Source organism: Streptomyces sporangiiformans, from assembly GCF_005768555.2.
GTDB lineage: Bacteria > Actinomycetota > Actinomycetes > Streptomycetales > Streptomycetaceae > Streptomyces > Streptomyces sporangiiformans.
The window spans coordinates 25,470-49,528 of sequence record NZ_VCHX02000095.1; the positions used below are offsets into that span (position 1 = coordinate 25,470).

Below are 24,059 nucleotides of genomic sequence, written 5' to 3' on the forward strand. Positions count from 1 at the left end.
GACACTGGTTTGGCCGGGCCGATCTGTCCGGACCGCGTCAAGATCACCCCGCCCGCCCGCATTGCCCCAGGGGGAGGCCTTTTCGGGCCACCCCCTGGCACGGACAACTCGGACTCAGGCGCGGCGCCGCGAGGCCTCGTACAGCACAACTCCCGCCGCCACACCGGCATTCAGCGACTCGGCACCGCCCGGCATCGGAATCCGCACCCGGAAGTCGCAGGTCTCGCCCACGAGTCGGGACAGGCCCTTGCCCTCGCTGCCGACGACGATGGCGACGGGGCCCGCGAGAGCTTCCAGGTCGCCGAGTTCGATCTCACCGTCGGCGGCCAGGCCGACGACGGCGATGCCCGCCTTCTTGTACGCCTCCAGGGCGCGCGTCAGGTTGGTGGCGCGCGCGACGGGTGTACGGGCGGCGGTGCCGGCCGACGTCTTCCAGGCACCCGCGGTCATGCCGGCGGCGCGACGCTCGGGTACGACGACGCCATGGCCGCCGAACGCGGTGACGGAGCGGACGACCGCGCCGAGGTTGCGCGGGTCCGTGACACCGTCGAGCGCGACGATCAACGGGTCCTGGCCCTCGTCGTAAGCGGCGGCGGCGAGGTCCTCGGGGTGCGCGTACTCGTACGGCGGGACCTGGAGGACGAGGCCCTGGTGGTTGAGGCCGTTGGTCATACGGTCGAGTTCGGGGCGGGGGGCCTCCATGAGGTGGATGCCGCCGCGCTCGCCGACGAGCTGGAGCGCCTCGCGCACCCGCTCGTCGTTGTCGATGAACTGCTGGACGTAGAGCATGGTGGCGGGCACGCCCTCGCGCAGCGCCTCGACGACCGGGTTGCGGCCGACGACCATCTCGGACGCGGACCTGCCACCGCGCCCCTTGGGGCCGGGGCGCCCCCCGGTCGCGCGGCGCACCTTGGCCTGCGCGGCGCGCTGCTTGGCGTGCCCCTTGCGCATCTCGGCGGGCGGGGTGGGGCCCTTTCCTTCCAGGCTCCGGCGCCGCTGGCCGCCACTGCCGACCTGCGCGCCCTTCTTGCCGGACATGCGACGGTTGTTCGCGGCCATGACCTACCTGTCTCTGTTCTCTGTGATGCGTAACTCTGTGGATGCGTGCGTCGTACTGGTGTCTACGAGTATGACGGTGCTCAGCGCGGGCCGAGCGACCAGCGCGGACCCTGCGGGCTGTCCTCGATGACGAGGCCCGACTGGTTGAGCTGGTCACGGATGGCGTCGGCGGTGGCCCAGTCCTTGCGGCCGCGGGCGGCCTCGCGCTGGTCGAGAACCATGCGTACGAGGGCGTCGACGACGCCGTGGAGGTCCTGGCCGTGGTCGCTCTCGCCGGCCCACTGCGGGTCGAGCGGGTCGAGACCGAGGACACCGAGCATGGCCCGGACCTCGGCGAGCCGGGCCACGGCCGCTTCCTTGTCGTCCGCGGCCAGCGCGCTGTTGCCCTGCCGGACCGTGGTGTGCACGATGGCGAGGGCCTGGGGAACGCCCAGGTCGTCATCCATGGCCTCGGCGAAGGCGGGCGGCACCTCGTCGGCGGGGGCGACCTCGCCCCCGGCCAGCTCGATGACGCGCTGCACAAAGCCCTCGATGCGCGCGAACGCCGACTCGGCCTCGTGCAGGGCCTCTTCGCTGTACTCGATGGTCGAGCGGTAGTGCGGGGTGCCGAGGTAGTAGCGGAGCACGATCGGCCGCCAGTGCTTGACCATCTCGCTCACGAGAACCGAGTTGCCCAGTGACTTGGACATCTTCTCGCCGCTCATGGTGACCCACGAGTTGTGCACCCAGTACTGCGCGAAGTCGTCGCCGAAGCCCTTCGCCTGGGCGATCTCGTTCTCGTGGTGCGGGAAGATCAGGTCGATGCCGCCGCCGTGGATGTCGAACGCGGAGCCCAGGTACTTGTGGGCCATGGCGCTGCACTCCAGGTGCCAGCCCGGCCGGCCGCGACCCCACGGCGTCTCCCAGCTCGGCTCGCCGGGCTTGGCGGCCTTCCACATGGCGAAGTCCCTCGGGTCCCTCTTCCCCGTCTCGCCTTCCTCGGAGGGCTGGCGCAGATCGTCCAGGTCCTGGTTGGAGAGGGAGAGGTAGCCGGGGAGCGAGCGCACGTCGAAGTAGACGTTCCCGTCGGCCTCGTAGGCGTGCCCGCGCTCGATGAGCGTGCGCATCATCTCGACCATCTCGGTGACGTGGCCGGTGGCGCGGGGTTCGTACGTGGGCGGCAGGCAGCCGAGGGCCTGGTAGCCGTCGTTGAACGCGCGCTCGTTCTCGTAACCGATCGACCACCACGGCCTGTTCTGCTCCGCGGCCTTCTTGATGATCTTGTCGTCGATGTCGGTGACATTGCGGACGAACGTCACGTCGTAGCCGCGGTAGTCGAACCAGCGGCGCATGATGTCGAAGTTGAGCCCCGACCGGATGTGCCCGATATGGGGGGCGGCCTGCACGGTGGCACCGCACAGGTAGATCGAAACACAACCCGGCGTGAGCGGGGCGAAGTCACGGATCTGCCGAGCGCTGGTGTCGTACAGGCGAATAGTCACCCCTCCAGGGTAGTGGGCCCCAGCCAGTGCCCCTACCTCCGGTGACGGAGCGAGCTCGCCCGGGTCCGGCGGGTGGGTGAGTGGGGGTGCGCCCTTTCAGGGAGCGCTGGACGACTTGACGACTGAGGTTGAGCAGGGCGCGACCCTTCAGGGGCGCGGGGAACTGCGCGACCAGCCACAACCGAACCCGCGCCCGAGGTACGAAACCCACCCACCCCCACCCCTCTCGCCCAGGGCGACTACGGGTACGGGAGGTCTGGGGGCGCAGCCCCCAGGGATGGGACGGGTAGGGGCGGCGGGGGCGAAAACCCCCGGGGTCAGCCCGTGCGCACGACGAGCGCAGTCGCGATCGCCATCAGCCCCTCGTCACGCCCCGGAAAACCAAGCCCGTCAGTCGTAGCCCCGGAGACCGAGACAGGCGCCCCCACCACACCGGACAGAAGCGCCTGCGCCTCATCCCGACGCTTGCCGATCTTGGGCCGTGGCCCAACGACCTGAACGGCGACGTTGCCAATCGTGAAACCCGCGTCACGCACGATGCGCACGGCCTCGGCAAGGAGCGTGACACCGGACGCACCGGCCCACTCGGGCCGCCCCGTACCGAAGTGCGCACCGAGATCCCCCAGCCCGGCCGCCGAGAACAGCGCATTGCACGCGGCGTGCGCGACGACGTCCGCGTCGGAGTGCCCGGCCAGCCCAGCCCCCTCGCCCTCCCATTTCAGCCCGGCGCACCACAACTCACGCCCTTCTTCGAAGGCGTGGATGTCGGTCCCGACGCCGACCTGCGGCAGCAGGACCTGCTGGGCAGACTCGGAGCTCTCGCTGCTCTCGGGACGCTCAGAAGCCATCGTTCGCCCTCCTCCGAGCCAGGACCGCCTCAGCGAGGACCAGGTCGAGCGGCCGGGTCACCTTGAACGCCTCCTCGTGCCCCGGCACGACCACGACCGGCTTGCCCACCTGCTCGACCATCCCGGCGTCGTCGGTGACAGCGTTCGTGACGGCCTCGTGGGCGTGCAGCAAGGTGTCCCGGTCGAAGCCCTGCGGCGTCTGCACGGCACGCAGCCGAGCCCGCTCGGGCGTCCCGACCACCGGCTCGGGCTCGAACGAGCCCTCGCCACGCGGCTCGACCTCCTTGACGGTGTCGGCGAGCGGCAGCGCCGGCACGACCGCCACGGCCCCGTCGCGTACCGCCTCGATGACCGCGTCGACCGTGTCGACGGGCACCAGCGGCCGGGCCGCGTCGTGCACGAGCACGATGTCGATGCCGGGCGGCAGCGCGTCGAGCCCGAGCTTCACGGACTCCTGGCGGGAGGCTCCACCGGGGACGACCAGGAAGTCGGTCCGCTCGGGCAGCGCGTGCGAGTCGAGGAGCGCCTTGACTTCGGCGGTGCCGTCGGGCGGAGCCGCGACGACGACCAAGGAGACGGCGCGGGACGCGGCCATGGCGCGCACCGCGTGGATGAGCATGGGAGTGCCGTTCAGCGCGCGAAGCGCTTTGGGGGCGCCCGGACCGAGGCGCACGCCTCGGCCGGCGGCCGGAATCACGGCCGCGGTACGGGCCCCCGAAGGCGAAGGGCGCGAATCGTCAGACATCGGTTCCTGTCAGGTTTGTGTGCTCGGCCGACATGGGTATGGCCACAGCGTGCCGGGCGCGACGCCTTGACCGGACCCTTCCGTGACATCTGGTCGAGCCAGCTGCCCGGGCCCGGCACGCCAAGTATCGGGGCCGGGAAACAAGTCGCAGCCTCCGACGTATGACCGTACGGTGTCCGGGTACGAACATGCCGCAGCGCCCGGCGACAGAAGTTACGTCATCGGGCACCGCGGCATTCAATTGCGCCGGACCGCTCGTTTCGCCCCTGGTCTGGAAGCGATCAGAGTGGGACGGGCGTCAGGACGCGAGGACCTCGTCGAGCAGAGCCTCGGCCTTGTCCTCGTTGGTGTTCTCCGCGAGCGCGAGCTCGCTCACCAGGATCTGCCGAGCCTTGGCGAGCATGCGCTTCTCACCGGCGGACAGCCCACGCTCGCGCTCACGACGCCACAGGTCGCGGACCACTTCCGCTACCTTGATGACATCGCCGGAGGCGAGCTTCTCGAGATTTGCCTTGTAACGACGCGACCAGTTCGTGGGCTCCTCGGCATACGGCGCGCGCAGCACCTCGAAGACCCGGTCCAGCCCGTCCTGACCGACCACATCACGCACGCCGACGAACTCCGCATTGTCCGCTGGCACACGCACCGTCAGGTCGCCCTGGGCGACCTTCAGCACCAAGTAGGTCTTGTCCACGCCTTTGATCTGACGAGTTTCGATGGCCTCGATCAGCGCGGCCCCGTGATGGGGATAGACCACGGTGTCGCCAACCTTGAACGTCATGTGACAGGTACCCCTTCCGTGGCTATCCAGGGTAACACGAGAACCGCGTCTTCTGAATGGCGTTTTCGCAGGTCAGGGCATATCTCGGGGCTTGACAACCACAACAGGAACGTGCTGCGAGGGGGCCGCGGAGGGCGGTATTCGCAGGTCGGAGCGGTTCCTCGGGGGAGGTGAAACGCGCACGTTACAACACCTCGGAGACCCACTCACGTGGCTGAACGTCCGGATTTGTCGGCTTCCCAAGGCGAGACTTCCGCTACTCCGTTCGATCCTCGGAGTCGGGTACGAGACGAATCCGGAATTGATCACGGTGACCGAAGATCAATTCCCCGGACCCCCCATGCATTCCTTACGGGAAATCCGCAAGCTGGTGCGGGAGTTACTCATGGGTTCAGTGAGGCCCTTGGGGTTCATGTGGTTCATGAGCTTCTGGGCTTCTAGTGGTTCATGGGGTTCTCGGGTTCTCGGGTTCTCGGGTTCTCGGGTTCACGAGGTTCTCGGGGTTGTTGTCGAGGTTCCCGGCTCTTATGGAATGGGCTGTGGGCTCCCCCTGCCCGCGAGGGCAGTCACAGAGGGCACGGTCCCGGCGCACGGGGCCGTCAGGCGCCGGTCAGGCCCTAGAGGCGGGTCGGGTGCGGTGGCCCGGGAACGGGTCGGTAGCCTAAGGCCGCTGACAGACACCGAGGGTGGCTTTAATAGGGAAGCCGCTCTGCTTCGCCCACGTTCAAGGAGTTGCCGCCGCCGTGAGCAGCAGCCTTCGACGCGGCTCCCTCGCCGCCGCCGCCATCGCGTTCTCGATCGCCTCGCTCGCCGCGTGCGGCGCCGGCAGCAACGCCCAGACGCTGGAGATCAAGCCGGACAACGCCGCGACCAAGGTCGGCGACATCAAGATCCAGAACGCTGTGGTGATCACCCAGCCCGAGGCCGAGACGCCGGGCCCGGCCGTGGTCTCCGCGACGCTGTTCAACGGCGGCAACACCGCCCAGACCCTGGAATCGATCAAGGTGGACGGCGTCGCACGGCCCGCCACGATCAAGCCCGCGAAGGGCTCCGGCTCGCTGACCATCCCGGCCGGCGGCTCAGTGATCCTCGGCGGCAAGGGCAACGCCTCCGCCGTGCTGGCCGAGGGCGAGGCGCTCGAGAACGGCAATGCGCAGCCGGTCACCTTCATCTTCAGCAAGACCGGTGACGTGAAGCTGGAAGCGTTCGTCGTCCCGTCCGAGGGCTACTTCTCCCAGTGGGGCCCGAGCGAGACTCCGGCGGCGCCGGGCAGCGGGACGTCCAAGAGCCCGACCCCCTCCGGATCGCCGTCGGGATCCCCCTCGGGCTCGACGTCCGAGCCGGGCTCGGGCCAGGCGGAACAGGGCGAGGGCGGCACCGGCGCCGGCGACACGGCGTCGTCGGGCGCGACTCCCACGGCTCCCGGCGAGGACGCGGCCGCCGGGCACTGAGCTCCGGCGCACGGCGACGGTTTTCCCGTACGCGGCGCTTCCCATACGTACGAAGGGCGGGACCCCTCTCCAGGGGTCCCGCCCTTCGGCACGTATGAGGTGCGGGTGGTGCGGCGGTGCGCCGGTTCGGATGGTGCGCCGGTGCGGATGGTGCGCCGGTGCTCCGGCGGGTCGGTCTACGGCTCGAACTTGTAGCCCAGCCCGCGCACCGTCACCAGATATCTGGGCGCCCCCGGGTCCGGCTCGATCTTCGCGCGCAGTCGCTTCACGTGGACGTCGAGCGTCTTCGTGTCGCCGACGTAGTCGGCGCCCCAGACGCGGTCGATGAGCTGCATGCGGGTGAGGACGCGGCCCGCGTTGCGCAGCAGCATCTCGAGGAGGTCGAACTCCTTGAGAGGGAGGTCGACCTTGGAGCCGGAGACGGTGACCACGTGGCGGTCGACGTCCATGCGTACCGGGCCCGCCTCCAGGGCGGCCGGGGTGACCTCCTCGGGCTCGCCGCGGCGGCGCAGGACGGCGCGGATGCGGGCGACCAGCTCACGCGAGGAGAAGGGTTTGGTCACATAGTCGTCGGCTCCTATTTCCAGGCCGACGACCTTGTCGATCTCGCTGTCCTTGGCGGTGACCATGATCACCGGGACGTTGGAACGGCCCCTCAGCTGGCGGCACACCTCGGTGCCGGGCAGGCCGGGCAGCATCAGATCGAGCAGGACGAGGTCGGCGCCGTTGCGCTCGAACTCGTCGAGACCATCGGGTCCGGTGGTCGCGATGGCGACCTCGAAGCCCTCCTTGCGGAGCATGTAGGACAGAGCGTCGCTGAAGGACTCCTCGTCCTCGACGACGAGCACTCGGGTCACGGAAGGACCTCCGGGGAATACGGTTCGTACGCGGATGAGACGGTGGTCGTCCCGTCGGGACGCCCGGCGTCGACGCCTTCGTCGAGGTCGGACACTTGATCTGGTGTGTGATCGGAGTCGTACTCCGGCGTGCGGTCGGACTCGTTGTCCGGTGCGTGGCCGGACTCGTCGTCCCGCGTGGTGCCGGACGAGCGGTCGGCCGAGCGGGTGCGGGCCGCGCCCGCCTCCGGCAGCCGCAGGGTGAAGGTGGAGCCCTGTCCCTCGGAGCTCCACACCGTAACCTCCCCGCCGTGCGAGGCGGCCACGTGCTTGACTATCGCGAGCCCCAGGCCGGTGCCTCCGGTGGCACGGGAGCGGGCCGGGTCGACGCGGTAGAAGCGCTCGAAGATGCGCTCCCGGTCCTTCTCGGAGATGCCGATGCCCTGATCGGTGACGGCGACCTCGATGAGGTCGCCGCCGGGCACGGTCACCCGACGTGCGGCTATCCCCACCCGCGTACGGGCGGGCGAGTAGTTCACCGCGTTCTCGACGAGGTTGCCGAGGGCTGCGGCCAGCTGGCCGCGGTTGCCCCAGACGCGCAGGTCGGCAGTGCCGCCGGCGGCCATCGTGATCTGTTTCGTGCCTGCCTGGTGGCGGCAGCGGTCGATCGCCTCGGCGACCAGTTCGTCCACCCGGATCGGCTCGGCGTCCTCCAGCGGGTCGTCGTTCTGGACCCGGGAGAGGTCGATCAGCTCCTGGACGAGGCTGGTGAGGCGGGTGGCCTCGATCTGCATGCGTCCGGCGAAGCGCTCCACCGCCTCCGGGTCGTCGGAGGCGTCCATGACCGCCTCGGAGAGCAGGGAGAGCGCGCCGACGGGGGTCTTGAGCTCGTGGCTGACGTTCGCGACGAAGTCGCGTCGTACGGCCTCGATACGACGGGCCTCGGTGAGGTCCTCGACGAGGAGGAGCACGAGCCGGGAGCCCAGCGGAGCGACGCGCGCGGACACGGCGAGGGCCTCACCGCGGCCCGTGCCCCGCCGGGGCAGGTCCAGCTCGACCTGCCGTATCTCGCCGTCGCGCCGGGTGTCGCGGGCCATCTGCCGCATCGGTTCGACGGCCAGTTTCCCGCCACGGACAAGACCGAGGGCGTACGCCGCCGAGCTGGCCTTGACCACGGCGTCGGACTCGTCGAGCACGACGGCGGAGGAACGGAGGACGGACAGGACCGTGTCCACGCCTGGCGGAAGCACCGGGTCCGTGTGCAGGGAGGTGCGGGTGGGGCGCTTCTGTTCGCGCTCGCTCCAGCGGAACGCCAGCATGGCGATCACACCGGTGAGCACACCGGCGATCGCTGCCGCTGCGGCGACCGCCGCGTTCACGTCCATGGCACCAAGGTTAGGCGGCCCGTACGCCCCGCTCACAGCGGTCGGAGGGTCGACTCGAACACTCGTCGCCCAGAGTTCACCCTGGAGATGAGGCTGGTTCACTTCGTCCGGGTGACTTCGAAGGAGATCACGCCGGAGAGAGGGTACGTCGTCGCCCAGAGTTCACCTTGGGGCCAAGGATGGTTCATTTGGGGTGGCGGAAACGGACGCGTTCGGCGCGGACCGTGGGAGCGTGGGGTTCACGAGCCCCCCGAACCCCCGAAGCAGACGTAGAGAGGGACATCCTGATGCGCGACGCGTACCACGAGGAACTTGACTCGATCGGCGAGGGCCTGGTCGAGATGGCCCGGCTGGTCGGGTCGGCGATCGGTCGCGCCACGACGGCGATCCTCGACTCCGATCTGAAGCTGGCGGAGAGCGTGATCGCGGGCGACCAGAAGGTCGACGATCTCCAGCACGACCTCGAGGCGCGGGCGATAGCTCTCCTGGCCCGGCAGCAGCCGGTGGCGACGGATCTGCGGATCGTCGTCACGTCGCTGCGTATGTCCGCCGACCTGGAGCGCTCCGGCGACCTCGCCCAGCACGTGGCGAAGCTCGCCCGCCTCCGTTTCCCGGAGCGTGCGGTTCCGCACGACCTGCACGCCACGATCCTGGAGATGGGCCAGCTCGCGCAGCGCCTGATGGCGAAGGCGGCGGAGGTCATCATCACGAAGGACGTCGACCTGGCGCTGCAGCTGGAGCAGGACGACGACGCCATGGACCTCCTGCACCGCACCCTCTTCCAGCACCTCATGGACGACCGCTGGAAGCACGGCATCGAGACGGCCGTGGACGTGACCCTGCTGGGTCGCTACTACGAGCGCTACGCGGACCACGCGGTGTCGGTGGCGAACCGTGTGGTGTACCTGGTGACGGGCGAGCACGCTGATGGGGGCCAGACCACCCCGGTGGCGGAGGAGGCGTAACGCTCCACGTGCGGGCGGGGTGCGGCTCGGGCGCGGCTCGGGCGTGACTCGGGCGCGGCCCCGGGTTTCGGCAGGCCGGCAAGCCTCAATGCGCCGTTGATGCGCCTGACGGCGCGGGCATGCAATGGGCGACAGGCACCAGCCTTCGAGGAGGGACCCATGGCCGAATCCCCCGCCACACCCGACCCCACCCAGGAGCGCGAGACCCAGCAGCCCGCCGAGATCAAGAGCCTCCCGCTCGTCGGCGCCTGCGGCTGCGGCTCGGGCTGCGGCTGCGGCTGCCAGTCCGGCAACCCCTGCCAGTGCGGCTGAGCGATCCGTACGTTCGCGCACCCGCATACACGTACGCATACGCGTGGGCCCCGTCCTGCAGACGGGGCCCACGCGTGTGAGACGGGGCCCACGCGTGTGAGGGGAACGCCGGAATCAGCGTGTGCCGCCTCTGCGGAAGACCTTGTCGACGCCGACCGCGACGATGACGAGGGTCCCGGTCGCGACGTCCTGGTAGAGGCTGTCGATACCCGCCTGGGTGAGGCCGGAGCGGAGCACGGTGACGATGAGCGTTCCGATGAGCACTCCGGCGACGCTTCCCCGGCCGCCGAAGAGGCTGGTCCCGCCGATGACGACGGCGGTGATGCTCTCCAGGTTCGCCGTCTGGTAGGCGTTGGGGTCGGCGTTGGGGATTCGGCCGAGGGCCTGCCAGGCGGCGACGCCGTAGAGGAGACCGGCGGTGATGTAGACCGACAGGACTGTGCGCGGCACGTTGATGCCGGTCAGGCGGGCGGACTCGGGTGCGTTGCCGACGGCGTAGATGTGCCGGCCCCAGGCCGTCTTGGTGAGCACGTACCAGAAGAACGCGTACAGCCCCACGAGCAGGAACGTTCCCCAGGTGACGAGGACGCCGCCGAGGTCGACGCCGTTCCCCCAGAAGACCAGCAGATCATTGGTCACCGGATAGCTGCGGGAGTCGGAGTAGAGCCTGCTCACGGCGTAGATGACGCTCAGGGCCCCCAGGGTCACGATGAAAGGGGGCAGGCCCAGCCGGGCCACGAGCAGGCCGTTGACGAGCCCGAGGAAAGTCGCCACGGCCAGGCCGATCAGCAGCGCCCCCGCGGCGTTGCTCCCCTCGAAGACGAGCTTGGCCATGACGATCGTGCCGAGGACCGCGATGGCCCCGTTCGCCAGGTCGATGCCCGCGGTGAGGATGATCAGGGACTGCCCCAGTGCCAGCGTGCCGATCACGATGGACTGCTGCAGCACCACTGAGAGGTTCTCCGGTGCCAGGAACGTGTCCGTCGTGACCGAGAAGACCAGTACGGCGACGGCCAGAGCCGCGAGCGGACCGATGGTCGGCGTGCGCAGCGCGTACCGCAGCGTGTCCCGCAGCGCGGTGCCCGGCTCGCTTTCGGCGGCGGGACGGGTGGTGCCGGGAGATCGCATGATCCGTTACTGATCCCTTCGCCCGGTCGGCGCCCGGAGGTCACCCCCAGCAGCGCTGGAGTCCCCAGTCCGTGTTCTGGGACGCCAGTCCCCGTACCGGCTTGTCCGTGATGAGTTCCGTGCCCGTGTCCGTGAAGCCGGACGGTTTCTTCCCGTTCCTGACGAAGTCGGTGACCGCGGCCACGCCCAGGTCGGCCATCCTGACCGGGAACTGCATGACGGTGGCCGCGTACTTGCCGGCTTTGACATCGCGCACGCCGTCGCATCCGCCGTCGATGGAGCCGATGGTCACCTGCCGGGCGAGGCCGCGTGCGGCGAGGGCCGTGTAGGCGCCGTCGGCCACCGGTTCGTTGATGGTGTAGACCGAGTTCACGTCGCTCGTACGCTGCAGCAGGTTCTCCATCGCGGCCTGCGCCCGATTGCGGTCGCCGTTGGTGATCGCCCGTCCGCGGATCTCCGGTGAGTCGTTCTTGATCCTGAAGCCGCTGAGGAAGCCGTCGTGGCGTTGCTGGCTGACCGTGGAGCCCTCCGTGCCGTCGAGCATGAACAGCTTGGGGTCCCGGTCGGCGAGCGCGGCCCTGACGTAGGCGCCCTGGAGGCGTCCGGCCTTGAAGTTGTCGGTCGCGTACGTGGCGTCCGCCGCGTCCTCCGGGTCCGTCGCGGTGTCCAGCGCGATCACCAGGATGCCCTGCCGGCGGGCCTCCGCGATGGCGCCCAGGATCCCCGTCGTGTTCGACGGTGTGATCAGGATTCCGTCCACGTGACGGGCGATGAGGCTCTCCATCGCGGCGACCTGGCCCTCGTTGTCGCCGTCGAACTTGCCGGACAGGGCAATGAGCTCGGCATTGTCCTCCTTCGCCGCGTCCGCGGCGGCCTTGCGCAGGGACACGAAGAACGGATTGGTCTCGGTCTTGGTCACCAGGCCGATCGTGACCTTCTGCGTCCCGTCGCCCCCTGTGGACTCCTGATTCCCGCCGCAGGCGGCGGCGCCGAGCAGCAATGTGCCCACCAGCAGGAGCGTCGCCCCCTGCCGGGGATGCCGTGGTCGGCTGCGCTTGCGGACGGTGTGGTGGTGTGCCATCGGTGACACCCTCCTCCGGCCGGGGCCAGCGTCGCGGGACCCCTACATCTACACCGTGTGTGTCCAGGTTGTTAGCAAATATCGCACTGTGCCACTTCGATCCACTCTTCGGCGGCTGGAGGGTTTCGTGCGCTCTTAGTTGCGTATGTCCCGATTGAGACGAAAGATTGTGATCGGAACAGGGAGAGCCCTGGCTCTGTCGAGGGGTGGCCGGACTCACCCGAGGTCGGGGCTGCACCGAGGCCACGCGGCGTCACCACGGTCGCGCGGAGAAGGTGAGGTTCGCGTGACTGGGCCGCCCCTGCTCGCGCTGCGCGGAGTCTCCAAACGGTTCGGCGCCGTCCAGGCCCTCAAGGACGTCGACCTGGAGATTCACGAGGGTGAGGTCGTCGCCCTTCTGGGTGACAACGGCGCCGGCAAGTCCACCCTGGTCAAGGTCATCTCGGGTGTCACCCCCGCCGACAAGGGCGTCATCGAGTGGCAGGGCCGTGCCGTCCAGATCAGGACCCCCCGGATCGCGCGGCGCCTGGGCATCGCGACCGTGTACCAGAACCTCGCGTTGTGCGACGACCTCGATGTCGCCGAGAACCTCTTCCTGGGACGGGAGCGGCGGTGCCCGGGTGTCCGGGGCCGCCTGTTCCGGTTGATGGACACCGGCGGCATGCGCAGGGAGGCACGCGGGCAGCTCGACGCACTCGGCATCCGCGTCCCCGATCTGCGTACTCCGGTCGCCACACTGTCCGCGGGCCAGCGGCAGACCGTCGCGATCTCCCGCGCGCTGCTCGGCCGCCCGAAGGCCATCCTTCTGGACGAGCCCACGGCGGCGCTCGGCGTCCCCCAGGCCAGCCACGTCCTCGACCTCGTCGACGAGCTCCGGGAGCAGGGCATCGGGGTGATCCTCATCAGTCACAACCTGGGAGACGTCAAGGCCGTCGCGGACGAGGCGGCGGTGCTGCGGCTCGGCCGCAACAACGGCTTCTTCCATGTGCCGACCACCTCGCAGGACCGGATCTTCTCCGCCATGGTCGGCGCCACGACGAACGCCTGACTCCGGCCGACATGCCCTATCGCCGCCGACTGTCTCCCGCTCGAAGAGATCGGCGTCGTTGGCCGAAACCGCAACTCATGACTCCTGAAACGCGGTTGTCGCAGGTCCCACTGGTCGGCAAACTCACCCCGCCGACGGAAAAGATCACGTCGGCAACGGGGCACTTCATACTGCCACTGGTGCGCCCGGGACAGAGGACACCGACGTGGAGTACGAGCCCCGGATGAGGTTCTGCTTCTTCACCTGTGTGACGTCCCCCGACACGGCCACTTGCACCGGCTTGTTGCAGCGCACCGTCCCGTGCAGGGTGGCCTTGCCGTTCAGGGTGCTCGCGGTGCCATTCAGCGCGACGGCGAGTCCGAGGTCGAGCTCGACCGGTGGGGCCGGGTTGTCGATGTGGACCTCACCGCGAGCGGCGGGGGTGCCTCCTTCACAGTGCTGCTCGAAATGGACCGCGAAGGCGGTGCCCACCGGCTCCGTCCCCTTCCAGAAGGGTGACGTCGAGGTCGAGGCGCGGGCTACGGCGACAGACCCGGACTACGCACAGGCGGTGACCGTCAGCGAGACAGTGGCGGTCCGCCTCAGCCGGGGCTGATCCTCACGCACCAGTCAGCGCACCGTCCGGCCGGGGCCCCGTCCTCCCGAGCAGCGGGGCCCTGGCCGGCTCGCCCACGCCGACCGTGCGCCCCTTCGAACTGACGGCCTCGGGCAGGGACATGTGCGCCGCCAGTGCGCGCCGCGGGCGGGGTCCGCTTACCTGTCAGGGGCGGGCCGTCTCCTCGCTCCCCTCGCCGAGGGTGATGCTGTCGCCCTTACTGCTGGTCAGCCTGAGGGTCTTGGTGCCGTCGCGCTCCTCGACCACGGCCTTGAGCGTGCCCGTGAAGACGCTGATGAACCGCTCCTCGAACTCCTGGACCGGACCAGGGCAGCCCATCATCGTCGAAGCGAGGTCGGAGACCTGCACGATGTCGCCGTTGATCTCGACGTCGGCGCCGAAGCTGTTGCAGCCCACGGTGCCGCCGGAGTCCCCTCCGCCGACGCCCGGCTCGGCGGCGCCGGGCTTGAACACCACGTGGGCCTCGTCGACCCGGAACTGGTCACCCTTGGGGAGGACATAGTCCTTGCCGTCCACGGTCACCTTCTGCGGCACCCAGCGGATGTCGGCGATGTCCGTGGCGCTCCCGTCTCCGACCGAGCCGCTCCCGCTATCGGACTCCGTGCCGCAGGCGGCCAGCACCACAGTGCCGGCCAGAGCCGCGGCGGCGTATTTCGCTCTTGTTGTCCGCTTCATGACTCTTCGACGCACGAGGCGGGCGGTGGGTTCGGTGCTGTTGCCGTCGGCGAGTACCTCGGGCACTCCGATCCGGGCCTGACGCTGAAGGTGTACGCGCACCTCATGCCGAGTAGCCGGGACCGAAAATGCCCCCGATCCGCGCCTTAAGCGCAGTTCGGGGGCATGATCACAGAACCTACTTCTTCTTGCCCTGGTTCTTGACCGCCTCGATCGCCGCCGCGGCCGCCTCGGGGTCGAGGTAGGTGCCGCCCGGCTTGACCGGCTTGAAGTCGGCGTCGAGTTCGTACGACAGCGGGATGCCCGTCGGGATGTTCAGGCCCGCGATGTCCGCGTCGGAGATGCCGTCGAGGTGCTTGACGAGGGCGCGCAGCGAGTTGCCGTGGGCCGCGACCAGGACCGTGCGGCCCGTCAGCAGGTCCGGGACGATGCCGTCGAACCAGTACGGGAGCATGCGGACGACGACGTCCTTGAGGCACTCGGTCCGCGGACGCAGCTCGGGCGGGAGCGTGGCGTAGCGCGGGTCGTCGAACTGGGAGTACTCCGCGTCCTGGTCCAGCGGCGGCGGAGGCGTGTCGTACGAGCGGCGCCACAGCATGAACTGCTCCTCGCCGAACTCGGCGAGGGTCTGGGCCTTGTCCTTGCCCTGAAGGGCGCCGTAGTGGCGCTCGTTCAGGCGCCACGAGCGGTGGACGGGGATCCAGAGACGGTCGGCGGCCTCCAGCGCCAGCTGCGCGGTGCGGATCGCGCGCTTCTGGAGCGAGGTGTGCACGACGTCGGGCAGCAGGCCGGCGTCCTTGAGCAGCTCACCGCCGCGGACTGCCTCCTTCTCGCCCTTCTCGTTGAGGTTCACGTCCACCCAGCCGGTGAACAGGTTCTTCGCGTTCCATTCGCTCTCGCCGTGGCGGAGGAGGATCAGCTTGTACGGTGCGTCGGCCATGGGCCTGAGCGTAATCGAACCCACAGATCGCTTGTACGCCTGCCCGGAAGGCGGACAACGGGCGGAGGGACAGGCGGGCAGGTCATCGCCCAGCGGCCGGACGGTTGACGGCATTTGCTAATTCAGTGGTCCCTCGGATCGCCTGCCCGTAAGTTGTGCTCACGGCTTGAGCCGCTTACTTCTGAGCCGCCTGCCTCTGAGTCGCTGCCTTCCGTCGTACGTCCGTGGGGGATTCCTGATGTCACGCGCCGCCCTGAAACGCGCAGTCCACACATCCGTATCCGGACTCCCCCGCGCGTTCTGGTGGCTGTGGGTCAGCACGCTCGTCAACCGGCTCGGGGCCTTCGTCGCCACCTTCATGGCCCTCTACCTGACGCTCGACCGCGGCTACTCCGCCTCGTACGCCGGTCTCGTCGCCGCGCTGCACGGGCTCGGCGGCGTCATCTCCTCGCTCGGCGCCGGCGTGATGACGGACCGCATCGGCAGGCGGCCGACCCTGCTCGTCGCACAGTTGTCGACGGCCGTCTCCGTCGCGTTACTCGGCTTCATGCACCACCCGCTCGCGATCGCGGGCGTGGCCTTCCTGGTGGGGATGGCGAGCAACGCCTCCCGGCCCGCCGTGCAGGCGATGATGGCCGACATCGTCCGGCCCGAGGACCGTGTCCGCGCCTTCTCGCTCAACTACTGGGCGATCAACCTCGGATTCGCCCTCTCCTCGATGGCCGCCGGCTTCATCGCCGAGTTCAGCTATCTCGCCGGGTTCCTGATCGAGGCCGGGATGACGCTCGTCTGCGCGCTCGTCGTCTTCGCCAAGCTGCCGGAGTCCCGGCCCGTGCGTACGGAGACGGAGAAGACCGCGGCGCCGGAGGTGGGCCTCGGCACCGTCCTGCGCGACGGCCGTTTCATGAGCGTGGTCGGCCTGTCCTTCCTCGTCGCGCTGATCTTCCAGCAGGGCATGGTGGGGCTGCCGGTGGCGATGGGCGAGGCCGGCTTCACGCCGGCCGACTACGGGATGGCGATCGCCGTGAACGGCGTACTGATCGTCGCCCTCCAGATCCCCGTCACCCGCTTCATCGAACACCAGGATCCGAGGCGGCTGCTCGTGGTCTCGTCCCTCCTGGCGGGGTACGGCTTCGGGCTCACCGCCTTCGCGGGCTCGGTCGGCGTCTTCGCGCTGACGGTGTGCGTGTGGACGCTGGGCGAGGTGATCAACGCGCCCACACAGACGGGCCTGGTCGTTCGTCTCTCCCCGCTCCACGGCCGGGGCCGCTACCAAGGCATGTACATGCTGTCCTGGGCGGTGGCCGGCCTGGTCGCCCCGCTGATGGCGGGCTTCGTCATCGACCGGTACGGGGCCGAGTGGCTGTGGGGGCTGTGCGCAGTCGTCGGCACGGGGGCCGCGCTGGGGTACGGGGCGCTGATGCGGAGGCTTCCGGCGCAGGAGCCGACCGCCGACGCGACCGCTGAGCAGGCCACCGAGGCGACCGCCAAGCCGAGCGCCGAGGCGACCGCCGCGCCGGAGTCGGCCGCGAAGCAGTCGGCCGGCGCGTCGTGAGCCGGTCGGAGGGCCCGCACGCGCACTCGTCCTGGCAGAACTCCGCGAGTTCTGCCAGGACGAGCCGGACCACTACGGGAACGTGATGGCCGGACAGGAGCGGCGGATCAACGGGTGAAGGTGACCCGGTGCTCCTTCAGGGCGCCGCAGTTGGAGCCGGACACCTGCACGTACACGTTGTCGATGTTGCCGCCCCAGTCGACGCAGTGGCCCTTGCCGTAGACGTAGGTCGGCCCCGCGTACGACCTGTACTGCCCGTAGTCCTCGTCCCACTCGTCGGTGTCGGGGACGTAGATCCATGCGGCCATGTCCACGGCGGTGCCCGGGTTGTTGCGGATGGTCGCGACGCAGTTCTTGCCGTTCGAGGAGTTGTACGTCAGGTAGACGGTGCCCCGCGAGCCGACGGGCGCCGAGTTCACGGTCTTGTAGCCGCTTCCGCAGACCTTCTGCGGCGTGGTGTCGGCCGCGGCGGAGGCAGGCGCCGCCAAGGCGGTCGTGGCCCCCACCGACAGGGCCGCTAATGCGGTGGCGGCCAGGACAGAACGATTGAATCGCATATTTCCCCCTTGTGGACTTTGGAGACGTTTGCTCCTGTCTGGTGTGACCCGCGGGGCATCCAAATGGTTGCGCCCCGTTCGCAAGAAAAATGTGAGACCCGGGCACCACGCTGTGGGCAGTCAACTGCGGTGGCACGCCGACGACTTGGAAGGAATTCCCTCGACAAGAAAATGGCGCCGTTCGTATGATCACGGCACGGCATCGCGTGTCGGTCACCGGCTGGGTGAGGCATGGAGGTGTCCGGGAGAAGCCTTCGGAGGCATTCCACTTTCATGGATCCCGCAGGGCACGGCATGGAGATCATCACGCGCCCGTACGGCAGCCACGAAGCGACGTCCACGGCGTCACAGGGACTACCGCCAGCGGATCTGTCCTTGTCGTTCCCGGTAGATGAAGAAGGTGCCGATTCTGTCCCGTCACACCCCCTCGATCGACCGCTTACCCGTCTCCGACGCCACAGCAGGCCCGTACGCCATCACCGCGGGCCCCGACGGCGCCCTGTGGTTCACCCTGGTCCACGCCGGTGAAATCGCCCGCCTCCCGCCCGGCGGCGGGCCCGACGGCAGGCTCGACGGCCGGATCGACCGCCACCGGCTCGACCCCGCGTCGTGCAGGCCATCGGTCATCACACCGGGCCCCGACGGTGCACTGTGGTTCACCCGCAGCCACGACCACCACATAGGTCGCATCACCGTGACCGGCCAGGTGTCGTCCTTCGCGGTTCCGACGCCCGGATGCGGCCCGTTCGGTATCACCGCCGCAGCCGACGGTGCCCTGTGGTTCACGCAGATGCACACCGACCGGATAGGCCGCATCGACACGGCCGGCCGGATCACCGAGTTCCCCCTGCCCGTCAGCGGTTCGTTTCCGTCCGCCATCGCGGGCGGTCCCGACGACGCGCTGTGGTTCACGCTCAACCAGGCCGACGCGATCGGCCGCATCGACCACCAGGGCCAGATCACGATCCACCCCCTTCCCACCGAGCGGGCGGCGCCGGTCGGCATCACGCCCGGCCCGGACGGTGCGTTGTGGTTCGTGGAGATCGGCGCCGGACAGATCGGCCGCATCGGTATGGACGGCCGGGTGACCGAGTTCCCCCTCCCGGACCGGTCCTGCCGCCCCCACGCCATCACCGCCGATCCGGTCACCGGTCTGTGCTGGTTCACCGAATGGGGCGCGGGCAAGGTCGGGTCCATCACCCCCGACGGAGACATCGAGGAGTACGACCTGCCCACACCGGACTCAGAACCGCACGGCCTCACCGTGGGCCCCGACCGCGCCCTCTACGTCGCCCTGGAAATCGGGGAGATCGCCCGACTGGAACTCCCCTAGAAGGCTGATGCCGTGCCGCCTCCTCAGGGGTGCATCCGCGCTCCCTTCACCACCTTGTCCACGGCGTTCCGCGGCCCGTACACCGCGATCCCCACGAGGTCCAACTCCCCCGTGGGCACGGCCCGTACGGCCGCCCGGTTGTCGCGGTCGTTGCCCGTGGAGAACAGGTCGGAGGTGAAGACCGACCGCGGAAGCACACGCGTCAGGGCGCGCGCGTGGGCCGTGGTCAGCTGCTCCTTGGAGCCCTCGAAGATCAGGACGGGCTGGCGGAACATCGGGAGATACGGGGTGCCGTCGGCGTCCTCGTACGGCTCTCCGATCACCTCGGGCAGCTCCGTTCCGAGCCCGCTGACCAGGAAGGCGGTCACATTCAGCCGCTGCCAGGGCTCCAGGTCGTCCCGCAGGAGTACGGCGATCTTGGTGTCGAAGCGGACGGGGCCGGTGACCGGGGTGGCCTGAGAGGTCTCGGTGCTCGTGCTCGCGCTCATGCTCGTGCTCATGCCCTGAGACTGCCGACCGCCCGCCCACGGCGTCTTGTACGTTTTTTGCATGGTGTCCCGGCAGCAGGCTCGGCGTGAGGTCTCGGCCTGGCGCCCGCGCGTCCCAGGTGTCGTGGAGGTGTTCCACGCCCACTTCACCGAGTACGCCTACCCCATGCACGTACACGACGCGTGGACCCTGCTGATCGTCGACGACGGCGCCGTACGCTACGACCTCGACCGGCACCAGCACGGCACCCCGCACGACACGGTCACGCTGCTCCCGCCGCACGTCCCGCACAACGGCGCCCCGGCGACCCCGCACGGCTTCCGCAAGCGCGTGGTCTACCTGGACGCGACCCAGCTCGACGACAGCTTCATAGGCCCCGCGGTGGACGGCCCGGACCTCGCCGACCCCGTACTGCGCAGGCGGGTCGGGCAGTTGCACACGGCCCTGAAGCACCCCGGCGACGAACTGGAGGCCGCGAGCCGGCTCACGCTCATCGGCGAACGGCTGCGCGGACACCTGCGTCCCCGGCCGACCGACGACCGGCTGTCGCCGAGGCCCGGCCCCGGCGTCGCCCACGCCCTCCGCGAACTCCTCGACGCCCGCCTCGTTCCGGGTATCGCCCTGGACGAGGCCGCCCGTCTCGTGCACGCCCACCCGGCCCACCTGGTACGGGCGTTCAGCGCCGCCTTCGGCATCGCCCCGCACCAGTACCTGATGTCCCGCCGCGTCGACCACGCCCGCCGCCTCCTCCTCGACGGCCTCCCTCCGGTCGAGGTGGCAACCGCGGCCGGTTTCTACGACCAGTCCCATCTGACGCGCCACTTCAAGCGGCTGGTGGGCGTGGCCCCGGGCCGCTACTGCGCCGGCCCGCGCGCGAGTTCCCGCTGAAGCTCTCCCGACAGGTCCCGCTACAGCTCGCCCAGCCGCTCCCGCGACAGCTCCCGCTGAGCCTCGTACAGATTCCGCGGCCATACGACTCCCCTGGTTCCGTACAACTCCAGGCGCGTGTTCAGGTCGCCGGAGAAGTCGGGTACGTCGATCTGGTCGAACTCGGTGCAGTGGTTGAGGCCGACGGTGGCACTGCGGGGGGCGAGGCCGTCGATTTTCATCAGGCCCGCCCGGTGGTTCGAGACGCGGATGTTCCAGTGGGTGAAGCGTGCCCCGAACAACGGCCCGGCGCTCGCGTCCCCTCCGTGGCGGCCATTGTTGTTGACCGTGATGTCCGTGCGGACGTTCGCGAAGGGCATGCCGCGGTGGGAGTCGAAGGTGCCCATCCGCATGTCGCCGCGCGACCAGACGTTGTGGGAGGAGAGGCCTTCCACGTTGATGCCGTGGAGTTGGGTGCCGGAGGGCGCGGGAGCGGCGCGCTCTTCGATCGTGAAGTCCTCGACCAGGTTGTCGTGCGAACCCTCGCGGCAGAAGTACGGGTGGTGTGAACCGCGGCCCGCGACACGGGTGTTGCGCAGGGTGCAGGCGGATGCTGCCACCAGGCCGAATCCGTTGTCCACATGGCGTACGACGACGTCGTCGGCCCAGCAGTCGTACGCGCACTGGAACGTGACGCCGTTGTGGCCCCGGTCGAGGAGGTGCGGGGACTGCGTGGTCTCGACGCAGTCCACGGTGAGGCCTTCGACGCCCGCGCCGGTGAGCGCCTCGACGGTGGTGGTGAGACGTGGGTCCCACTCGGGACGTACGTCGAGCGGAAGCGGGCGCTCCAGGGTGACCTTGTCGCCTTGGACGCGCACGATGCGCACGGGCCACTCGTAGGGGACGTAACTGGTCAGCTTCGTCTTGTCGTCCCAGGGGTACGCCTCCGGGCCCGGGCCGCCGCCCGCCATGTGCTGGAGGAGGGTGTGACCGGTGTCGTCGGCGAGGCGGAGGAGAACGAGCCGGCCCGCCTTCAAGCGCGTCGCGTCGGCGACGGTCACCGTCCAGGAGCCGCGGGGCGCCGGGGCAACCCTCGTCAGCGTCGTCCACTCGTCCCGCTTGTTCCCCGTCCAGCCCTCGAAGGGCCAGTCCTTCGCCTTGACGGCGGTGACGAGTGAGTCCCAACGGGCCGTGGAACAGAGCCAGATGAGGCCGCCCGCCCACGACCACGACGACTTGTCACCGCCGTACCGCGATCCGTAGGGGCCGATCAGCTCGCTGAGGTTCCTGGTCGCGTACAGCGTGGTACGGGCGCTGCCGGCCCCTCGCAGGACGACGTTCGAGTGGCCGATGCGGATCAGGCCGTCCACGCGATAGACGCCGGGCGGGATGAGAACCGTGCCGCCGCCCTTCCTCCCCGCGGCGGCGATGGCCCGGTTGATCGCGGGCGCGGCGTCGGTCGAGCCGTCCGGCCTGGCACCGAACGAGCGGACGTCGGCCACGACGGGGCGACGGGGGAAGTGCGCCGCCCCGGCGCGCTGACCGGCCCTGCCGACGTACGGGATCTGCGGGTGGGTGAAGGGGGACTTCACGAACTCCCGCCAGATGGCCGGGATTTCGGCCGCGTGCATGTCCTTTCTGGTTGCGGTGCCCGGTGTGGAGGCCCTCGCCGTTCCGCCGGTCACGGCGCCGGCCGTCACGGCTGTGGCGCCGGCGATCAGGCCCCGTCTGCTGATTCCCACGTGCTCGTTACCCATGACTCACCTCTCATGGATGTGAACTACGTTCAGAATTACGTCGGCGGTGAGCATGCCATCGCAGCACTGAGTAGGGAAGAGGTCACACAGGGCTGAATTCGGGCGGAGATACTGGCCTGTTTCAGGCTCCGGAACCCGCTAGTCGGCGGGACGCTGGGTCAGATGCGTGAACGCGTCCAGGTTGCGCGTGGACTCGCCGCGCGACACCCGCCAGGCGTACTCCTTGCGGATCGCGGACGCGAAACCGAGCTCGAGAAGGGTGTTGAAGCTGCCGTCGGCGGCTTCCAGGACCGAACCGAGGAGCCGGTCCAGCTCCTCATCGGTGACGGCGGCCAGCGGCAGTTTGCCCGCCACGTAGACGTCCCCCAGGGAGTCGATGGCGTAACTCACCCCGTACAGCTTGAGGTTGCGCTCGAGAAGCCAGCGGTGGACGCCCTCGGCGTTCTCGTCCGGGCGGCGGATCACGAAGGCGTTCAGGGAGAGCGAGTGCTTGCCGACGATCAGCGAGAGCGTCGTGGACAGCTTGCGGGTGCCGGGCAGCTTCACGACGTACGAGCCGGGGGACGGGCTCTCCCACTCCAGCTCGGCGTCGTTGAGGAACTGCTCGATGATCGCCCCTGCGTCAGCCATGAAGGGAGCGTACGACAGGGGCGGGTGCTCGATCCGCAAGCCCGAGCCGGAAGCCCGAGCCGGAAGACCAAGACGGGAGACCAAGACGGAAGACCGAGCCGGGAGCCCAAGTGCGGGCAGGCTCTCAGCCGTGGTGGGCGCGGAAGCGGCGGCGGTGGTCGTGCATCGCAGCCGTGTAGACGTCCGCCGTGGCCGAGGCCGCCGTGTCCCAGCCGAAGGACTTGGCGTGCCAGGCGGCTGCCGCGCCCATCCGGCCGGGCAGAGCCGGGTTGTCGGCGAAATCGCGAAGCACGCGCGCGTAGTCGACGGGATCGTGGCCGGAGACCAGGAAGCCGGTCTCCTTGTCGCGTACGGCGACGGGGAGACCGCCCACCGCGGCAGCGAGCACCGGAGTACCGGCCGCCTGCGCCTCTATGGCGACGAGTCCGAAGGACTCGCTGTAGGAGGGCATGACGAGGACGGACGCGGCCCGGAACCAGTCCGCGAGCTGCTCCTGGTCGACGGGCGGACGGAAACACACGACGTCGGCGATGCCCAGGCGCGCGGCGAGTTTCTGCAGCCCCTCGGGCTTGGCGAGACCGCTTCCGCTCGGGCCGCCCACTACGGGGACCACGATGTTCGAGCGGAGGTCGGGACGCTCCTCCAGGAGGACGGCGATCGCGCGGAGCAGCACGTCGGGGGCCTTCAGGGGCTGGATGCGGCCCGCGAAGAGCGGGATCAGTGCGTCCTGCGGGAGGCCGAGGCGGGCGCGGGCGGCGGCGCGGCCGTCGGCCTGGCGGAAGCGGTCGAGGTTCACGCCCGGGTGGACGACGGCGACCTTGCCGGGATCCGCCTCGTAGTGGCGTACGAGTTCGTCGGCCTCTTCGGAGGTGTTGGCTATGAGCCGGTCGGCGGCGCGGACGACCTGGGTCTCGCCGATGACGCGGGCTGCGGGCTCGGGGGTGTCGCCCTCGGCCAGGGCGGCGTTCTTGACCTTCGCCATGGTGTGCATGGCGTGCACCAGAGGAGCACCCCAGCGTTCGGCGGCGAGCCAGCCGACGTGGCCGGAGAGCCAGTAGTGCGAGTGCACCAGGTCGTAGTAGCCGGGGCGGTGGCCGGCCCAGGCCTGCATCACGCCGTGCGTGAAGGCGCACAGCTGGGCGGGCAGGTCTTCCTTGGCGAGGCCTTCGTACGGGCCGGCGTCGACGTGGCGTACGAGGACGCCCGGCGCGAGCTCCACGGTGGGGGGCAGGGCCCCGGTGGTCGCGCGCGTGAAGATCTCGACCTCGATGTTGATCGCGGCGAGGCGCTGGGCCAGTTCCACGATGTAGACGTTCATGCCGCCGGCGTCGCCCATGCCGGGCTGGTGGAGCGGAGAGGTGTGCACCGAGAGCATCGCGATGCGGCGTGGCCTGCGATGCAGCCTGAGCCGTGAGGGGGCCGCCGGGGAGCGACGCCCGAGCCTGCTCACGTATTGGCTCACCTGGCGATCCTCCTTGCTGCGGGCATGCCGACCGGAGGGACCGGAGCGCCCTCCGAAG

At 69.5% G+C, this 24,059-nt stretch carries 25 protein-coding genes; 8 read left to right on the forward strand and 17 right to left on the reverse strand.

Annotated features, from left to right (window positions below; translation table 11 throughout):
• Positions 1-114: 114 nt before the first annotated feature.
• The 5 genes from rlmB to FGD71_RS10715 all read right to left on the reverse strand — a co-directional run bounded on the left by rlmB (position 115) and on the right by FGD71_RS10715 (position 4,914).
• Positions 115-1,059 (reverse strand): 23S rRNA (guanosine(2251)-2'-O)-methyltransferase RlmB, encoded by a 945-nt coding sequence (gene rlmB, locus FGD71_RS10690; protein ID WP_119100172.1) that lies wholly within the window; start codon positions 1,057-1,059, stop codon positions 115-117.
• A gap of 80 nt (positions 1,060-1,139) precedes the next feature.
• Entirely contained in the window at positions 1,140-2,540 is a 1,401-nt protein-coding gene (cysS, locus tag FGD71_RS10695; RefSeq protein ID WP_119100173.1) for a cysteine--tRNA ligase, read from the reverse strand.
• Positions 2,541-2,857: 317 nt separating this feature from the next.
• On the reverse strand, positions 2,858-3,388 hold the full coding sequence (gene ispF, locus FGD71_RS10700; protein WP_119100174.1) for a 2-C-methyl-D-erythritol 2,4-cyclodiphosphate synthase: 531 nt from the start codon (positions 3,386-3,388) through the stop codon (positions 2,858-2,860).
• Complete coding sequence (gene ispD, locus FGD71_RS10705; RefSeq protein ID WP_119100175.1) at positions 3,378-4,133, reverse strand: 2-C-methyl-D-erythritol 4-phosphate cytidylyltransferase; 756 nt, start codon at positions 4,131-4,133, stop codon at positions 3,378-3,380. The genes ispF and ispD overlap by 11 nt, the downstream gene beginning before the upstream one ends.
• 298 nt (positions 4,134-4,431) lie before the next feature.
• Complete coding sequence (locus tag FGD71_RS10715; RefSeq protein WP_003953493.1) at positions 4,432-4,914, reverse strand: CarD family transcriptional regulator; 483 nt, start codon at positions 4,912-4,914, stop codon at positions 4,432-4,434.
• Positions 4,915-5,657: 743 nt separating this feature from the next.
• On the opposite strand from FGD71_RS10715, the gene FGD71_RS10725 reads away from it, so the two are divergent.
• Positions 5,658-6,365: a copper chaperone PCu(A)C domain-containing protein gene (locus tag FGD71_RS10725; protein WP_119100177.1), complete on the forward strand. Its 708-nt coding sequence runs from the start codon at positions 5,658-5,660 to the stop codon at positions 6,363-6,365.
• A 176-nt stretch (positions 6,366-6,541) separates the two neighbouring features.
• Here FGD71_RS10725 and phoP read toward each other — a convergent pair whose 3' ends face one another.
• Positions 6,542-7,213, reverse strand: coding sequence for a two-component system response regulator PhoP (gene phoP / locus FGD71_RS10730; RefSeq protein WP_010985401.1), 672 nt, complete (start codon positions 7,211-7,213; stop codon positions 6,542-6,544).
• A 5-nt stretch (positions 7,214-7,218) separates the two neighbouring features.
• A complete protein-coding gene (phoR, locus tag FGD71_RS10735; protein WP_119100178.1) occupies positions 7,219-8,586 on the reverse strand; it encodes a two-component system sensor histidine kinase PhoR in 1,368 nt (455 codons plus the stop codon).
• A 287-nt stretch (positions 8,587-8,873) separates the two neighbouring features.
• Between phoR and phoU the strand changes: the two genes are divergently transcribed.
• Positions 8,874-9,551, forward strand: a complete 678-nt coding sequence (gene phoU / locus FGD71_RS10740) for a phosphate signaling complex protein PhoU (RefSeq protein ID WP_119100179.1) — start codon at positions 8,874-8,876, stop codon at positions 9,549-9,551.
• Between the two features lie 159 nt (positions 9,552-9,710).
• Positions 9,711-9,863: a hypothetical protein gene (locus FGD71_RS47335; protein ID WP_162931088.1), complete on the forward strand. Its 153-nt coding sequence runs from the start codon at positions 9,711-9,713 to the stop codon at positions 9,861-9,863.
• Between the two features lie 114 nt (positions 9,864-9,977).
• Here FGD71_RS47335 and FGD71_RS10745 read toward each other — a convergent pair whose 3' ends face one another.
• Both FGD71_RS10745 and FGD71_RS10750 read right to left on the reverse strand, forming a co-directional pair.
• Positions 9,978-10,991, reverse strand: a complete 1,014-nt coding sequence (locus FGD71_RS10745; RefSeq protein ID WP_119100180.1) for an ABC transporter permease — start codon at positions 10,989-10,991, stop codon at positions 9,978-9,980.
• A gap of 40 nt (positions 10,992-11,031) precedes the next feature.
• Entirely contained in the window at positions 11,032-12,072 is a 1,041-nt protein-coding gene (locus FGD71_RS10750; RefSeq protein ID WP_162931089.1) for a substrate-binding domain-containing protein, read from the reverse strand.
• Positions 12,073-12,358: 286 nt separating this feature from the next.
• On the opposite strand from FGD71_RS10750, the gene FGD71_RS10755 reads away from it, so the two are divergent.
• On the forward strand, positions 12,359-13,120 hold the full coding sequence (locus FGD71_RS10755) for an ATP-binding cassette domain-containing protein (RefSeq protein ID WP_162931090.1): 762 nt from the start codon (positions 12,359-12,361) through the stop codon (positions 13,118-13,120).
• Positions 13,121-13,285: 165 nt separating this feature from the next.
• On the opposite strand, the gene FGD71_RS10760 is transcribed toward FGD71_RS10755, so the two are convergent.
• On the reverse strand, positions 13,286-13,591 hold the full coding sequence (locus tag FGD71_RS10760) for a hypothetical protein (RefSeq protein ID WP_240436510.1): 306 nt from the start codon (positions 13,589-13,591) through the stop codon (positions 13,286-13,288).
• Between FGD71_RS10760 and FGD71_RS49635 the strand changes: the two genes are divergently transcribed.
• Complete coding sequence (locus FGD71_RS49635) at positions 13,584-13,715, forward strand: hypothetical protein (protein WP_276147132.1); 132 nt, start codon at positions 13,584-13,586, stop codon at positions 13,713-13,715. The two genes, FGD71_RS10760 and FGD71_RS49635, sit on opposite strands and share 8 nt — an antisense overlap.
• A gap of 165 nt (positions 13,716-13,880) precedes the next feature.
• On the opposite strand, the gene FGD71_RS10765 is transcribed toward FGD71_RS49635, so the two are convergent.
• Both FGD71_RS10765 and FGD71_RS10770 read right to left on the reverse strand, forming a co-directional pair.
• Positions 13,881-14,411 carry an META domain-containing protein gene (locus FGD71_RS10765; protein ID WP_240436514.1) on the reverse strand — a complete coding sequence of 177 codons (531 nt, stop codon included), beginning with the start codon at positions 14,409-14,411 and terminating at the stop codon, positions 13,881-13,883.
• 178 nt (positions 14,412-14,589) lie between these two features.
• On the reverse strand, positions 14,590-15,351 hold the full coding sequence (locus FGD71_RS10770) for a phosphoglyceromutase (protein WP_119100182.1): 762 nt from the start codon (positions 15,349-15,351) through the stop codon (positions 14,590-14,592).
• A gap of 238 nt (positions 15,352-15,589) precedes the next feature.
• On the opposite strand from FGD71_RS10770, the gene FGD71_RS10775 reads away from it, so the two are divergent.
• Positions 15,590-16,906 carry an MDR family MFS transporter gene (locus FGD71_RS10775; RefSeq protein WP_119100183.1) on the forward strand — a complete coding sequence of 439 codons (1,317 nt, stop codon included), beginning with the start codon at positions 15,590-15,592 and terminating at the stop codon, positions 16,904-16,906.
• A gap of 107 nt (positions 16,907-17,013) precedes the next feature.
• Here the strand turns inward: FGD71_RS10775 and FGD71_RS10780 are convergent, their stop codons facing one another.
• The gene (locus FGD71_RS10780; RefSeq protein ID WP_119100184.1) at positions 17,014-17,463 is read right to left on the reverse strand and encodes a spore-associated protein; all 450 of its coding nucleotides are present in this window, start codon (positions 17,461-17,463) and stop codon (positions 17,014-17,016) included.
• A 391-nt stretch (positions 17,464-17,854) separates the two neighbouring features.
• Between FGD71_RS10780 and FGD71_RS10790 the strand changes: the two genes are divergently transcribed.
• Positions 17,855-18,796: a Vgb family protein gene (locus tag FGD71_RS10790; protein WP_119100185.1), complete on the forward strand. Its 942-nt coding sequence runs from the start codon at positions 17,855-17,857 to the stop codon at positions 18,794-18,796.
• A 23-nt stretch (positions 18,797-18,819) separates the two neighbouring features.
• Here FGD71_RS10790 and FGD71_RS10795 read toward each other — a convergent pair whose 3' ends face one another.
• Positions 18,820-19,296, reverse strand: coding sequence for a DUF2000 family protein (locus FGD71_RS10795; RefSeq protein WP_420878263.1), 477 nt, complete (start codon positions 19,294-19,296; stop codon positions 18,820-18,822).
• 49 nt (positions 19,297-19,345) lie between these two features.
• On the opposite strand from FGD71_RS10795, the gene FGD71_RS10800 reads away from it, so the two are divergent.
• Entirely contained in the window at positions 19,346-20,173 is an 828-nt protein-coding gene (locus tag FGD71_RS10800; protein ID WP_119100187.1) for a helix-turn-helix transcriptional regulator, read from the forward strand.
• A 20-nt stretch (positions 20,174-20,193) separates the two neighbouring features.
• On the opposite strand, the gene FGD71_RS10805 is transcribed toward FGD71_RS10800, so the two are convergent.
• The 3 genes from FGD71_RS10805 to mshA form a co-directional block, all read right to left on the reverse strand.
• The gene (locus FGD71_RS10805; RefSeq protein WP_119100188.1) at positions 20,194-21,909 is read right to left on the reverse strand and encodes a glycosyl hydrolase family 28-related protein; all 1,716 of its coding nucleotides are present in this window, start codon (positions 21,907-21,909) and stop codon (positions 20,194-20,196) included.
• Between the two features lie 138 nt (positions 21,910-22,047).
• Positions 22,048-22,539, reverse strand: coding sequence for a type III secretion system chaperone family protein (locus FGD71_RS10810; protein ID WP_119100189.1), 492 nt, complete (start codon positions 22,537-22,539; stop codon positions 22,048-22,050).
• Positions 22,540-22,663: 124 nt separating this feature from the next.
• Positions 22,664-24,001: a D-inositol-3-phosphate glycosyltransferase gene (gene mshA / locus FGD71_RS10815; protein ID WP_119100190.1), complete on the reverse strand. Its 1,338-nt coding sequence runs from the start codon at positions 23,999-24,001 to the stop codon at positions 22,664-22,666.
• Between the last annotated feature and the right edge of the window lie 58 nt (positions 24,002-24,059).